General features: G+C 63.6%; 12 protein-coding genes. 6 read left to right on the top strand and 6 right to left on the bottom strand.

Annotation, left to right across the window (positions count from 1 at the left end; all coding sequences use genetic code 11):
* Window positions 1–211: 211 nt before the first annotated feature.
* Window positions 212–1,447, bottom strand: coding sequence for an LLM class flavin-dependent oxidoreductase (locus IVA96_RS16595; RefSeq protein WP_247281998.1), 1,236 nt, complete (start codon window positions 1,445–1,447; stop codon window positions 212–214).
* Here IVA96_RS16595 and IVA96_RS16590 point away from each other — a divergent pair.
* Window positions 1,391–1,720: a hypothetical protein gene (locus tag IVA96_RS16590; RefSeq protein WP_247282060.1), complete on the top strand. Its 330-nt coding sequence runs from the start codon at window positions 1,391–1,393 to the stop codon at window positions 1,718–1,720. The genes IVA96_RS16595 and IVA96_RS16590 overlap by 57 nt on opposite strands.
* A gap of 336 nt (window positions 1,721–2,056) precedes the next feature.
* Window positions 2,057–3,226, top strand: coding sequence for a PHB depolymerase family esterase (locus IVA96_RS16585; protein ID WP_247281997.1), 1,170 nt, complete (start codon window positions 2,057–2,059; stop codon window positions 3,224–3,226).
* A gap of 26 nt (window positions 3,227–3,252) precedes the next feature.
* Here the strand turns inward: IVA96_RS16585 and IVA96_RS16580 are convergent, their stop codons facing one another.
* The gene (locus IVA96_RS16580; protein ID WP_247281996.1) at window positions 3,253–3,555 is read right to left on the bottom strand and encodes a hypothetical protein; all 303 of its coding nucleotides are present in this window, start codon (window positions 3,553–3,555) and stop codon (window positions 3,253–3,255) included.
* 140 nt (window positions 3,556–3,695) lie between these two features.
* Between IVA96_RS16580 and IVA96_RS16575 the strand changes: the two genes are divergently transcribed.
* On the top strand, window positions 3,696–4,082 hold the full coding sequence (locus IVA96_RS16575) for a helix-turn-helix domain-containing protein (protein ID WP_247418265.1): 387 nt from the start codon (window positions 3,696–3,698) through the stop codon (window positions 4,080–4,082).
* A 4-nt stretch (window positions 4,083–4,086) separates the two neighbouring features.
* Here IVA96_RS16575 and IVA96_RS16570 read toward each other — a convergent pair whose 3' ends face one another.
* Complete coding sequence (locus IVA96_RS16570; RefSeq protein WP_247281994.1) at window positions 4,087–4,755, bottom strand: MBL fold metallo-hydrolase; 669 nt, start codon at window positions 4,753–4,755, stop codon at window positions 4,087–4,089.
* A 174-nt stretch (window positions 4,756–4,929) separates the two neighbouring features.
* Between IVA96_RS16570 and IVA96_RS16565 the strand changes: the two genes are divergently transcribed.
* A complete protein-coding gene (locus IVA96_RS16565; protein WP_247281993.1) occupies window positions 4,930–6,531 on the top strand; it encodes an alpha-amylase family glycosyl hydrolase in 1,602 nt (533 codons plus the stop codon).
* Between the two features lie 166 nt (window positions 6,532–6,697).
* Here the strand turns inward: IVA96_RS16565 and IVA96_RS16560 are convergent, their stop codons facing one another.
* A complete protein-coding gene (locus IVA96_RS16560) occupies window positions 6,698–8,398 on the bottom strand; it encodes an alpha-amylase family protein (RefSeq protein ID WP_247281992.1) in 1,701 nt (566 codons plus the stop codon).
* A 289-nt stretch (window positions 8,399–8,687) separates the two neighbouring features.
* Here IVA96_RS16560 and IVA96_RS16555 point away from each other — a divergent pair, with 289 nt between their 5' ends.
* On the top strand, window positions 8,688–9,179 hold the full coding sequence (locus IVA96_RS16555; protein WP_247281991.1) for an MmcB family DNA repair protein: 492 nt from the start codon (window positions 8,688–8,690) through the stop codon (window positions 9,177–9,179).
* Between the two features lie 150 nt (window positions 9,180–9,329).
* Here the strand turns inward: IVA96_RS16555 and IVA96_RS16550 are convergent, their stop codons facing one another.
* Window positions 9,330–9,884, bottom strand: a complete 555-nt coding sequence (locus IVA96_RS16550) for an ActR/PrrA/RegA family redox response regulator transcription factor (protein WP_275974801.1) — start codon at window positions 9,882–9,884, stop codon at window positions 9,330–9,332.
* A 103-nt stretch (window positions 9,885–9,987) separates the two neighbouring features.
* Entirely contained in the window at window positions 9,988–11,310 is a 1,323-nt protein-coding gene (locus tag IVA96_RS16545) for an ActS/PrrB/RegB family redox-sensitive histidine kinase (RefSeq protein WP_247281989.1), read from the bottom strand.
* A gap of 108 nt (window positions 11,311–11,418) precedes the next feature.
* On the opposite strand from IVA96_RS16545, the gene IVA96_RS16540 reads away from it, so the two are divergent.
* On the top strand, window positions 11,419–12,225 hold the full coding sequence (locus IVA96_RS16540) for an ABC transporter ATP-binding protein (protein ID WP_247418261.1): 807 nt from the start codon (window positions 11,419–11,421) through the stop codon (window positions 12,223–12,225).
* The last annotated feature ends 1 nt before the right edge of the window (window position 12,226 follow it).

Here is a 12,226-nt window from a genome sequence, read left to right as displayed (position 1 = left end):
CGCCTTTGGTGGGCCCTCAGGATGAGGACGGAGCGCGCGGCAGCAGATTCGGCGGACGCCGATGCCGCTTAGCCTGATCCTGAGGAGACCGCCACCGGGTCCGCGCAAAGCGCGGCCCGATGACAGGCTCCGCGGTCGTCTCGAAGCACGAGGCGCTCGCTCAGGCGCCGCCAAGTATATGCGACAGCCCTGCGGGAGCGCAGATCGGCGCCTACCGCTTCGCCGCTTCCTTCTGCAAATCCGGTGCGTTCACGGCGGGAATCGCGACACGGCCGGGGCCAGTCACCTTCAGCGCCTCGGCGGCCTTCTCGTTCTCCATGATCTTGGCCATCACGGCCTGGCCCGCGCGCTCGAAGATCGCGCGATTCTCGATCACGAATTTTTGCGACTTGCGAAGACCGTCGATATAGCCGTTGATCTCCGGCACGACGTAGCGCGCGACCATGTCCCAGCTGCGGCGCGTATTCTCCGGATTGGCCCAGTCATGCACGAAGCCGATGATGGCGCCGACGCCGCCGGACACTTGCATCACATTCTTGATGGTTTTGACGAGATCGTCGGGCGTGCCGATGGTGGATGCCGCGCCTTCGACGAAGGCGGTCTTGTCCACGGCCTCATCAGGTGAGGAAAAAGCCGTGAGGCCCGGACGTTGCAACGTGCCGACATTATATTCGTTGTGCCAGCGCATCAGCCCTGCACCGGCCTCGCGGCGCGCCTGCTCGCGTGTCTCGGCGATATGCCAGGTCAGGAGCACGCGCCAGTCGGCGCGGCTCACATTGGTGCCGTGTTTTTTCGCCGCGTCCTCGGCGAACTGCCATTGCTGCTGCAGCGACATCAGTCCCTGCGTCGTCATCGAGCCCAGCGAGATGATGCCGATGCCGTATTTTCCGGCGAGCGTCATGCCGGAGGGAGAGATCTGCGAGGCCACCACGAACGGCATCTCCTCCTGCAAGGGTAGGATCTGGAGCGCGGCGTCGTTCATGGTGAACCAGTCGCTCTTCGCGGTGACGCGCTCGCCGTTGAAGAGGCGGCGGATCACGCCGATCGCCTCGTCCTGGCGGTCGCGCTGCGTCATCGGGTCGATGCCCAGCGTGTGCGCGTCGGACGCCAGCGCGCCCGGGCCGGAGCCGAAGATGGCGCGGCCGCCGGTCATATGGTCGAGCTGCACCATGCGCTGGGCGACGTTGAAGGGATGGTGATAGGGCAGCGACACCACCCCGGTGCCAAGCTTGATCCGCTTGGTGCGCTCGCCGGCCGCGGCCAGGAACATCTCGGGCGATGCGATCATCTCCCAGCCGGAGGAGTGATGCTCGCCGCACCAGAACTCGTCATAACCGAGGCTATCCAGCTGCTCGACCAGGTCGAGGTCGCGCCGGAACTGGAGCATCGGATGCTCCCCGATCGGATGATGCGGGGCAAGAAAGGCTCCAAACTTCAGGCGCGCCATGGCGTTCTCTCCGGCTTTGATTTTCTGTTTGTTGAAGCGGCGAGGCTACGTGCTCGCGGAAGCGAACGCAATCGTACGATGTCCCGCATGGCGGAATGCGCGCATGCGTCTGTCTTTTTCCTCCCCCATTCTTGCGTGCAGGCGCTTACGGCCGGGCTTGTCCCGGCCACCCGCGACCTTTGTCAGGGCACGAAGAACGTAGATGCCGTGCTCTGGCGCCGGAAGGCGATCGCGTTTGATCATTCACAGGAGATCGTCATGCTCGGACGGTAGCTGGCGCAGGGCGCGACCGCCGCCTTGATGGTGCGAGCAGGTGCCGGCGATCCTGCATCTGTTGGTCACCGACGATTGGGGCAGCCGCGCCTTCAGCGCGCGCAGGATTTCTCATCTCGCTTGGGCTGTCTGTCACATTGATCATGATCTGCGCCGCATTTCTGGCGTGAATGCGCCCCGCATCGGCACGAAGTCAGGGCATTGCGGTTAATGAGCGCAGATTCCACGGGAAATCCCGTCGATTTTGCAGGATTGACAGCACACGGCCTTTTTATTTCGCAATGCAGCAACTATCTGGTTTGGCTGGAGTTGAACCTCGCCCACCAGGAAGTTGCCGTGTCGTTAGCCAGAAATGTCGATCTCTTGAGACGTCTGCCAAAGCTGGACGGTCTGCGCTTTGCCGAACTCGGCCGCAGCGCAGGTTCATCCAGCCCACTGCAAGAGGTCACGGGCTTCGGTGTCAATCCCGGGACCTTGCGCATGTTCGCGTTCGTGCCGGCGCAGCTTCAGCAGCCGCGCGCGCTCGTCGTCGTGCTGCACGGCTGCGGCCAGACCGCTTCCGGCTACGATCTCGGCGCCGGCTGGTCGACGCTGGCGAAGCATTACGGCTTCGCGCTGCTGATGCCCGAGCAGCAGCGCATCAACAACGGCAACACCTGCTTCAACTGGTTCAATCCGGAAGACACCGCACGGGACAGCGGCGAGGCGCGTTCGATTCGCGAGATGATCGCGCACATGGTGGAAGCGCATCGCATCGACCCCAAGCGCATCTTCATCACCGGCCTGTCCGCCGGCGGCGGCATGACGTCGGTGATGCTCGCGACCTATCCGGAAGTCTTCGCGGCCGGCGCGATGATCGCCGGCTTGCCCTATGGCATTGCCTCGAACCTGCGCGAGGCGCTGGACGGCATGTTCCATTCCCCGGCGCGTCCGGCGCGCGAGCTCGGCGATCTCGTGCGCCGCGCCTCTGATCATCGTGGTCCCTGGCCGAAGGTGTCGGTGTGGCACGGCAGCGCCGACCGCACCGTCAACCCCGGCAATGCCAACGAGATCGTCAAGCAATGGCTCGATTTGCACGATCTGCCCGAGGTGCCGATGGCGGAGACCATTGTGGACGGCTATCCGCGTCAGGCCTGGTGGAACAAGGACGGCGAGACGCTGGTCGAGTCCTACGCCATCACCGACATGGCGCACGGCACGCCGCTCGGTCTCGCCGACAACGATCAGCGCTACGGCATGGAAGGCGCATTCCTGATCGAGGCCGGCATCTCCTCGTCCTATCACATCGCAAAGTTCTTCGGTCTCACCGGCTGGATTCCGGAGGCGGCAAAGAAGGCGCAAGCCAAGTCATCGAAGCCGGCGCTGACGCCCGCGCCGCATCTCGCCCGCTCGATCCTGACCGCTGTCGCCGAAAAGCCGGCCGAGCCGAAGCGCGAGAGAACACGCAGCTTCGATCTCGGCCGGATCATCACGCGCGCGCTGACGGCGGCGGGGTTGATGAAGTAGTTTGTCGCGCAGGCAGATGATACTCACTACGCCGTTGCGCCAATCATCTCGATCGGCGTCACCGTGACCTCGCCGCCGGCCACCTTGCGCGTCATCTCCTGATAGGCCCGAAAGAAGTCGCGCGATTGCAGGGTCTTTTGCGCGGTATCGTCCATGACGCTGGCGAGGTGGATATAGCTGCCGTCGTCGCGGTGCTTCAGGACACGATAGCCGATCCGCCCTTTCAGCTCCGGATCGCCGTCGATCGCCCTGATGAAACGGCCGACCTCCTGGTGCCAGGCCTCCGTCGTGCCGCTCCTGAATTCATACTTGATCATGAAGTGCTTCATGTGACGCTCCCTGTTCGTCATGTGCGTCAATCATCTGCGCCTTGCACGCGATCCTGCAAGTATGGACAAAATTGATAGTATGGATTTTTTCGGCGCCGCCCCTATTCTCGTGCAAGCTGGATGCGCATGGAGGAGACGACATGGCCAAGGCACTGGTGAAGGCAACAGCGAACCCGGCGCGCACCTGTCCGGTCGCGGCGTTTCAGAAGATGATCAGCGGCAAGTACAAGCTGCGCATCGTCTGGGATTTGAAGGATGGTCCGCGCCGCTACGGCGAGATCAGGAGCGGTCTGCTGCGCGGCACGGAAGGCAACGCGGAGATCACCCCGCGCGTGCTCAGCCGCGAATTGAAGGCGCTGACGGCGAGCGGCCTGATCGACCGCAAGGATTTTGGCGAGGTGCCGCCGAAGGTCGAGTATCGCCTGACTCGCAAGGGCAGGAGTTTTGTGCCGGTCGTCGCCGCGATCCGGGAATGGGGCGACCGTAACCTGAGCGAACCCGCGGCGCTGGCGGACGCCGCCGAGTAGAACCTTACATCTCGCCGGTGATGAACGGATTGGTCATCCGCTCCTGGCCGATGCTCGAGCCGGCGCCGTGTCCGCAGATGAAGCCGACGTCATCGCCGAGCGGCAAGAGCTTGGTCTTTATCGAATTGATCAGCGTGGCGTGACTGCCGCCGGGCAGGTCGGTGCGTCCGACCGAGCCGGCGAACAGGACGTCGCCGACATGCGCAAAACGCAAGTCCTTGTTGAAGAACACCACACTGCCGGGCGAGTGGCCGGGGCAGTGCAGGATGTCGAACTGCAAGCCGCCGATCGAGACGCTGTCGCCTTCGTCGAGCCAGCGGTCCGGCGCAAAGTTGCGCACCCCCGTCATGCCGAAGCGCGCGCCGCTCTCGACCACATTGTCGAGCAGGAACTTGTCCGTTTCATGCGGGCCCTCGATCGGCACCTTCAGCGCGTCGCGCAGATCGGCCGCGCCGCCGACATGGTCGATATGGCCGTGGGTCAGCCAGATCTTCTCCACGGTGACGCCGGTCTGCTTGATCGCATCCAGAATCTTCGGCACGTCGCCGCCGGGATCGATCACCACGGCCTTTTTGGAGGGCTCGTCCCAGATGATGGTGCAGTTCTGCTCGAACAGCGTCACGGGCACGATGATCGCGCCGGCTTTGGCTTTGGTGTCATTTTGCTCGGTCATGGCCTCACAATGCCGATTTTTGCCAGGCCGCCAAGCAAAAGATTCGGGCCAAACAGCCGGAACGAGACCGGGAACAATGGTCACACCGCCGTCCCAATTGATCTGCCAATTTGAACCGGGGCGTCGCTGTCGCGTTCTCCCGCGCGAGGGCGCAGATTTGGGTGGTCTTTCGGCATGGCTCAAGGCAATGCGAATTGGTGGCGCGACGGGATCTTCTATCAGATCTACCCGCGCTCGTTTCAGGATTCGAATGGCGACGGCGTCGGCGATCTCGCCGGCATCCTCAGGCGGCTGCCTTACGTCAAATCGCTCGGCGTCGACGCGATCTGGCTGTCGCCGATCTTTCCCTCGCCGATGGCGGATTTCGGCTACGACATTTCCGACTATACCGGCATCGAGCCGCTGTTCGGCACGATGGAAGATTTCGATGCGCTGCTCGCCGCCGCCCATGACAACGGCCTGAAGCTGATCCTCGACCTCGTTCCCAACCACACCTCGGACCAGCATCCCTGGTTCATCGAGAGCCGGTCCTCACGCGACAATCCCAAGCGCGACTGGTACATCTGGCGCCATCCGGCGCCGGATGGCGGCGTGCCGAACAACTGGTTGTCCGAGTTCGGCGGCAGCGCGTGGCAATTCGACGAGACCACGGGCCAATATTATTACCATGCTTTCCTGGCCCAGCAGCCGGATCTCAACTGGCGCAATCCGGAGGTTCGCACGGCGATCTACGACGTGATGCGGTTCTGGCTGGAGAAGGGCGTCGACGGCTTTCGCGTCGACGTGATTTGGCACCTGATCAAGGACGCCGAATTCCGCGACAATCCACCGAACCCGCACTACGTCGAGGGCCGGGCGCCGAACGAGAAGATCCTGACGCAATACTCGACCGATCAGCCGGAGGTGCATGACGTGATCGCGCAGATGCGGCGTGTCACCGATGCCTTTGGCGCGCGCGTCTTGATCGGCGAGATCTATCTGCCGCTGCATCGATTGGTGGCCTATTACGGCAACGATCTGACCGGCGCGCAGATGCCGTTCAACTTCGCGCTGCTCTCGACCTTCTGGAGCGCGCGCTCGATCGAGAAGATCATCGAGGATTACGAGAAGGCGCTGCCGCGCGGCGCCTGGCCGAACTGGGTGCTCGGCAATCATGACCGTCCGCGCGTTGCCAGCCGCGTCGGTCCCGAGCAGGCGCGTGTCGCCGCCATGCTGCTGCTGACGCTGCGCGGCACGCCGACGCTCTATTACGGCGACGAGATCGGCATGCATCAGCTCGCGATCGCGCCGGAGGACGTACGCGACCCCTTCGAGAAGAACGTGCCCGGCATCGGTGTCGGCCGCGACGGCTGCCGCACGCCGATGCAATGGGATTCCTCCAACTTCGCCGGCTTCTCGGAGGTCCGGCCATGGCTGCCTCTGCCGGAGGATCACATCCGCGAAAACGTCGTCAATCTCGAAGCCGATCCACGCTCGATCCTCACGCTATACAGGCGCCTGATCGCGTTGCGGAAAGCTTCCCCGCCGCTGGTCGCAGGTGATTATCACCCGATCTCGGCGCAAGGCGATCTGCTGATTTATCGCCGCGAGGCCGGCGGCAAGGCGGTGATCGTGGCGCTCAATCTCGGCGCCGATCCGATCGCTGTCACCACCAGCGCCATCCCCTTCGGCAGCGAGATCCTGCTGTCGACGTTTCTCGATCGCGAGGGGGAGAAGTTGGAGGGCGTGCTGGACTTGCGCGGCAACGAGGGCATGGTGCTGGCGCCGCCGACGTAGCCACGCTTTCGCCAGGAGAACGTCGGAAGAGTGACCACTGCTATCTCCCTGTCATTGCGAGCGCATCGAAGCAATCCAGACTGTCACCGCGGCGCGATTCTGGATTGCTTCGCTACCCTCGCAATGACGATCGTTGAAGCAGTGGAGCAGATTGCGGCTCTCGACGTCACCCCGGATGCTTCTTCGCCCGCACCGTGCTCCCGTCGATGTCGCTCCGCTTCAACAGATAATCCAGCCCGCCGACGCGGTACCAGCGATAGCCGTAGGGCTCCAGCACGACGCGGTGCTGGCCGCGCTTGTCGGCGTGGCTGTGGTCTTCCGCGAGCAGATTGACGAGGTGCGCGCCGGCCCCATCAGGCAATCCGGCCGAGAACGCGATCTCGCGCGGCTTCTCGTCGAGATTGTGCACGAACAGCACCGAATTGTTGCGCCAGTCATAGCGCATGATGAACACGGCGGGATCGCGCACAGGAATTATCGCGAAATCGCCCCAGCCGACTTCCGGCACCTCCTTGCGCATGCGCACGATGCGTTCGGTCCAGTTCAGCATCGAGTTGGGATCGCGCCGCTGCTTGGCAACGTTGACGTGGTCGTAGCCGTAAGGGCCCTTGTCGATGACGGGGCATGCCGGCTTGTTGCTCTTGGTGAAGCCGCCATGCGGCTCGGTCGACCATTGCATCGGCGTGCGCGCGCAGTTGCGTTCAGGCAGCGAGAGATCGTCGCCCATCGCGATCTCGTCGCCATAACGGATGACGGGCGTCCCCGGCAGCGTGCACATCAGGCTATAGGCGAGCTCGAGCCGCCGGCGGTCGCCGCCCAACATCGGTGCGAGGCGCCGCCTGATGCCGCGGTCGTAGAGCTGCATGTCCTTGTCGGGACCGAAGCATTTGAACACGATCTCGCGCTGTGCCTTGGTCAGGCGGCCGAGATCGAGCTCGTCGTGATTGCGCAGGAACAGCCCCCATTGCGCGGTGGCCGGCCGCGGCTTGGTCGCCTTCAGCGCCTTCGCCAACGGCCGCGAGTCGGCCGAGGCCAACGCGTAGAACAGGTTCTGGTTGACGTGGAAGTTGAACATCATGTGCATGCGATCGCCGTCGCGCCCGAAATATTCCATGTCCGTCTTCGGCAGCACGTTGGCTTCGGCAAGGATGATGGCGTCGCCCTGGCGCCATTGCAGGAATTCGCGGAAGGCGCGCAGCATGTCGTACTGCTCGACCGGCTTCCTCACTTTCGCGCCCTTGGTCGCGATCACGAAGGGCACGGCATCCATGCGGAAGCCGGAGACGCCGAGCTGGATCCAGAACCCCATGATCTTGAGGATCTCGGCCTGCACGCGCGGGTTTGAGGTGTTGAGATCGGGCTGGAAATCGTAGAAGCGATGAAAGTACCAGGCACCGGCTTCCTTGTCGCGCGTCCATGTCGATTTCTGCACGCCTGGAAACACCATGCCCTCGTTGGCGTTGGCCGGCTTCTTGTCGGACCAGACATACCAGTCGCGATAGGGCGAGTTCTTGTCGCGCCGCGCCTCCTTGAACCAGGGATGCTGGTCCGAGGTGTGGTTGACCACGAGATCGATGATGATTCGGATGCCGCGCTGCTTGCAGCCATGGGCGAACTCGACGAAATCGCCGAGCGTGCCGTAGCGGGAATCGACGCTGTAATAGTCTGCGATGTCATAGCCGTCGTCGCGGCCCGGTGAGGTCTGGAACGGCATCAGCCAGATCGTGGTGATGCCAAGCCCGTGCAGATAGTCGAGCCGGCGGAGCAAGCCCTTGAAGTCGCCGATGCCGTCGCCGTTGGCGTCCATGTAGGAGCCGACGGACAGGCAGTAGATTATGCCGTTCTTGTACCAGAGATCGTCGATCATGCGCCGCAGCCTCGATGGATCCGCCCGGGCGCGGCGGCTGCGTGATAAGTGTGAAGGAGAAGGGAGGTTCCGCCCTCTCGCCTCACACTCGCTGTCGTCCCGGGGCGCGTAGCGAGCCCGAGACCCTTAACCCCCAGGGAGAAGTTTGGCGAAGATTCGAAGTGACCGTCTTCGTTAAGCAACCACTTCCTGTGGTTATGGATTCCGGGCTCGCCCCAAGCGGGCGCGCGCCGGAATGACGGGTGGGGAGACAGTGTCCGTCCCTCACGGAATCGGCTATCCTCCTCCCATGGACAACACCGCCCGCAACATCGCTCTCGTACCGCCGCCGGACCGTCGCCAGTCGGAGACGGCGCTTGCGGTTGCGCGCGGGACGGCGCGGCTGTTGCGATCGCTCGGCTTCTCATGCATCAGCGAATTGCCGCTGCCGTCGGGCCGCCGCGCCGATCTCGTCGCGTTGAACGAGCGCGGCGAGGTCTGGATCGTCGAGATTAAGTCGTCGGTGGAGGATCTGCGCGCCGATCAGAAATGGCACGAATACCGCGCTCATTGCGACCGGCTGTTCTTCGCCTTCACGCAGGATCTGCCGTGCGAGATCTTTCCTGAAGATACCGGCCTCATCATTGCCGACGCCTATGGCGCGCACATGCATTGCGAGGCGCCCGAGCACAAGCTTGCTGCCGCCACGCGCAAGCAGATGACGGTGCGCTTCGCGATGGCGGCAGCGCTGCGGATCAACCGCCTGGTCGATCCGCAGGGACACGCGGATTTCTGGGAGTAGGGCGCACTCGTGTCCCGGACGCGCTGCAGCTGAACGCTGCGGCGCAGAGCCGGGACCCAGAAGGCGACAATGTATGCTGAGGCATGGGCCCCAGCTCAGCAGCGCACCACTTCGTGCTGCGCTGCGTCCGGGGCGCAAGTGCGGCGAAAACTACCTCGGCGCGCGCTTGGCCAAAATCCGCTGCAACGTGCGGCGGTGCATGTTCAGCCGGCGCGCCGTCTCCGAGACGTTGCGGTTGCACATTTCGTAGATGCGCTGGATGTGTTCCCAGCGCACGCGGTCGGCGGACATCGGATTGGTCGGCAGTTCGGATTTCTCCGCGCTGGTCGAGAGCAGCGCCGCGACGACGTCGTCGGCGTCCGCGGGTTTCGAGAGATAATCGACCGCGCCCATCTTTACCGCGGTCACGGCGGTGGCGATGTTGCCATAGCCGGTCAGCACGATCGCGCGCGCGTCCGGGCGCTTCTTCTTCAGCGCCGAGACCACGTCAAGGCCGTTGCCGTCGCCGAGCCGCAAATCCACCACGGCGAAGGCCGGTGCCGATTTGCCGATCTGCGCAAGACCGTCCGAGACGGTGTCGCAGGATGTCACGGCAAAGCCCCGCGTCTCCATCGCGCGCGACAGCCGCTCCAGAAACGGCTTGTCGTCCTCCACGATGAGAAGCGAGCGGTCGGTCTGTTCGTTCAGTTCGGCGATGGCGTTCAAGGTGTTGTCCTCTCTCCAGCGCATTGACATATGGCGTCGCAATCGTTCGGTGCCAAGGCGGCCAATAGTCGATCGGCCCCGTTGTGCGACGCAAGGTCGCGGCCTATCCTATTGTTTCTTCAAGCGTCTCGATAGCCTCAAAACGCTCTCGCGGCCAATTGATCTGGACCACCGCGCCGTGATCCGGAAAGGTCCGGTTGGTAAAGGAGACCTTGGCGCCGGTGCGTTCGAGCAGTGTGCGCGCGATGAACACGCCGAGACCGAGGCCGCGCCGCTCCCCGCCGCCTTCATCCTGGGTGCGCCGCCGCGACAGATAGGGCTCACCGATCCGGTTGAGGATGTCGGGCGGGATGCCGGGACCGTCGTCGGAGATCACGAGTTCGATATGGTCCTTGTTCCACCAGGCGTTCACCTCAACGGTGGTGCGAGCGAAATCGACTGCGTTCTCGACGATGTTGCCGATGCCATAGAGGATCGCGGGGTTGCGTGAGCCGACCGGCTCGGCCGCGACGGCCACCGCGATCCGCACCTTGATCTCGACACCGAAGTCGCGATGTGGCGCAACCACCTCCTCGATCAGCTCCGACAGCTTCATGCGGTCGAACGGCGCGCCGGTGGAGGACAGCTGCGTGATCTTGCTCAATATGTCGCGGCAGCGCTGGGTCTGCTCGCGCAGGGTTTTCAGGTCGGCGGCGATGGTCGGATCGTTCACCGTCTTTTCCAATTCGCGCGAGATCAGGAAGATGGTCGCGAGCGGCGTGCCGAGCTCATGCGCGGCTGCGGCAGCTAATCCGTCGAGCTGGGTCAGATGCTGCTCGCGCGTCAGCACGAGCTCGGTTGCAGCCAGCGCGTCCGCGAGCTTGCGCGCCTCCTCGGTCACCTGGAAGGAGTAGAGGCTGGTGACGCCGATCGCGAGCGCGATCGAGAGCCAGACGCCGATGAGATAGATCGGCGGCAGCACCAGGGGATCATCGGAATCCCAGGGCAGCGGCAGATGAAAGAAGAACAGGATCGAGGCGCAGGCAACGGCAAGCAGGCCGAGGCCAAAGGTGAAGCGGGCGGGCAGCGCCGTGGCCGAGATCAGCACGGGTGCGAGGAACAGGAACGAGAACGGGTTCTGGAGGCCGCCGGTGAAGAACAAAAGCCCAGCCAATTCCACGATGTTGAGTGCCAGCAGTCCGGCCGCCTGCATCGGCTCCAACCGCTGCATTGGATTGGCCACCGTCTGGAGCGCCAGGTTGAGTGCTGCCGACAGGAAGATGATGCTGACGCAGGGGACGATCTCGACGTTGAATTCCAGCCCCTGCGCCACGATGAAGATCGCGGCCAGCTGCCCCAGCACCGCGAGCCAGCGCAGCCGCAGGATCGTATCCAGGCGGATATGCCGCTGCGCGTGGCGAAAGCCGGAATCGGCAATTTCGGTCATGTCGGCCAATGTGGCGGTGCCTTCTCGATCACAAACGCTGGGCTCACGGAACCACCCAGGAATTACAAGCCTTGCGCTATCGGCTGCAATAGCAGAAGAACGGCCAGCATGACTGAGAATGACAAGTCTTCAAGTCGGCCGACTGTCGCGGATCGCAGCGCACCTGCGGCGATTGCGGTCGATCATCTCGTCAAGGTCTACAAGCAGACCCGCGCCGTCGACGATATCTCCTTTTCGTTGCCGCGCGGCAGCATCACCGGGCTGCTTGGCGGCAACGGCGCCGGCAAGACCACGACCATTGCGATGATCATGGGCCTGGTGCTGCCGACCTCCGGCCGTGTGCAGGTGCTCGGACGAAGGATGCCTGAGGAGAGCGCGTCCGTGCTGGGGCGGATGAATTTCGAGAGCCCCTATGTCGACATGCCGATGCGGCTCACGGTGCGACAGAACCTCACCATCTTCGGCAAGCTCTACGCGGTGAAGAATCTGTCCGAGCGCATCGCCGAGCTCGCCGATGATCTCGACCTCAGCGATTTCATCGATCGCGCCAACGGCAAGCTCTCCGCCGGGCAGAAGACCCGCGTCGCGCTCGCGAAAGCGCTGATCAACCAACCCGAGCTGCTCTTGCTGGACGAGCCGACCGCCTCGCTCGATCCTGACACCGCCGATTGGGTGCGGGCGCATCTGGAGCGCTATCGCAGGCAGCACCACGCCACCATCCTGTTGGCCTCGCACAACATGCTCGAGGTCGAGCGGCTCTGCGATCGCGTCATCATCATGAAGCGCGGCCGCATCGAGGACGACGACACGCCTGAGGCGATCATGGCCCGCTACAACCGCACCACGCTGGAGGAGGTGTTTTTGGACGTCGCACGCGGGCGGGTGAACGGTGCGCGAGAGGAGGCGGCGAAGTGAG

The sequence above is a fragment of the Bradyrhizobium sp. 159 genome (assembly GCF_023073795.1).
Lineage (GTDB): Bacteria > Pseudomonadota > Alphaproteobacteria > Rhizobiales > Xanthobacteraceae > Bradyrhizobium.
This window is presented reverse-complemented; position numbering and strand designations above follow the sequence as displayed.

Coding starts and splice junctions, on each gene's coding strand:
- IVA96_RS16540 (WP_247418261.1), top strand. CDS start 11,419: ATGACTGAGAATGACAAGTCTTCAAGTCGGCCGACTGTCGCGGATCGC.
- IVA96_RS16565 (WP_247281993.1), top strand. CDS start 4,930: ATGGCTCAAGGCAATGCGAATTGGTGGCGCGACGGGATCTTCTATCAG.
- IVA96_RS16590 (WP_247282060.1), top strand. CDS start 1,391: ATGCTCCCCGATCGGATGATGCGGGGCAAGAAAGGCTCCAAACTTCAG.
- IVA96_RS16580 (WP_247281996.1), bottom strand. CDS start 3,555: ATGAAGCACTTCATGATCAAGTATGAATTCAGGAGCGGCACGACGGAG.
- IVA96_RS16575 (WP_247418265.1), top strand. CDS start 3,696: ATGGCCAAGGCACTGGTGAAGGCAACAGCGAACCCGGCGCGCACCTGT.
- IVA96_RS16545 (WP_247281989.1), bottom strand. CDS start 11,310: ATGACCGAAATTGCCGATTCCGGCTTTCGCCACGCGCAGCGGCATATC.
- IVA96_RS16595 (WP_247281998.1), bottom strand. CDS start 1,447: ATGGCGCGCCTGAAGTTTGGAGCCTTTCTTGCCCCGCATCATCCGATC.
- IVA96_RS16570 (WP_247281994.1), bottom strand. CDS start 4,755: ATGACCGAGCAAAATGACACCAAAGCCAAAGCCGGCGCGATCATCGTG.
- IVA96_RS16560 (WP_247281992.1), bottom strand. CDS start 8,398: ATGATCGACGATCTCTGGTACAAGAACGGCATAATCTACTGCCTGTCC.
- IVA96_RS16555 (WP_247281991.1), top strand. CDS start 8,688: ATGGACAACACCGCCCGCAACATCGCTCTCGTACCGCCGCCGGACCGT.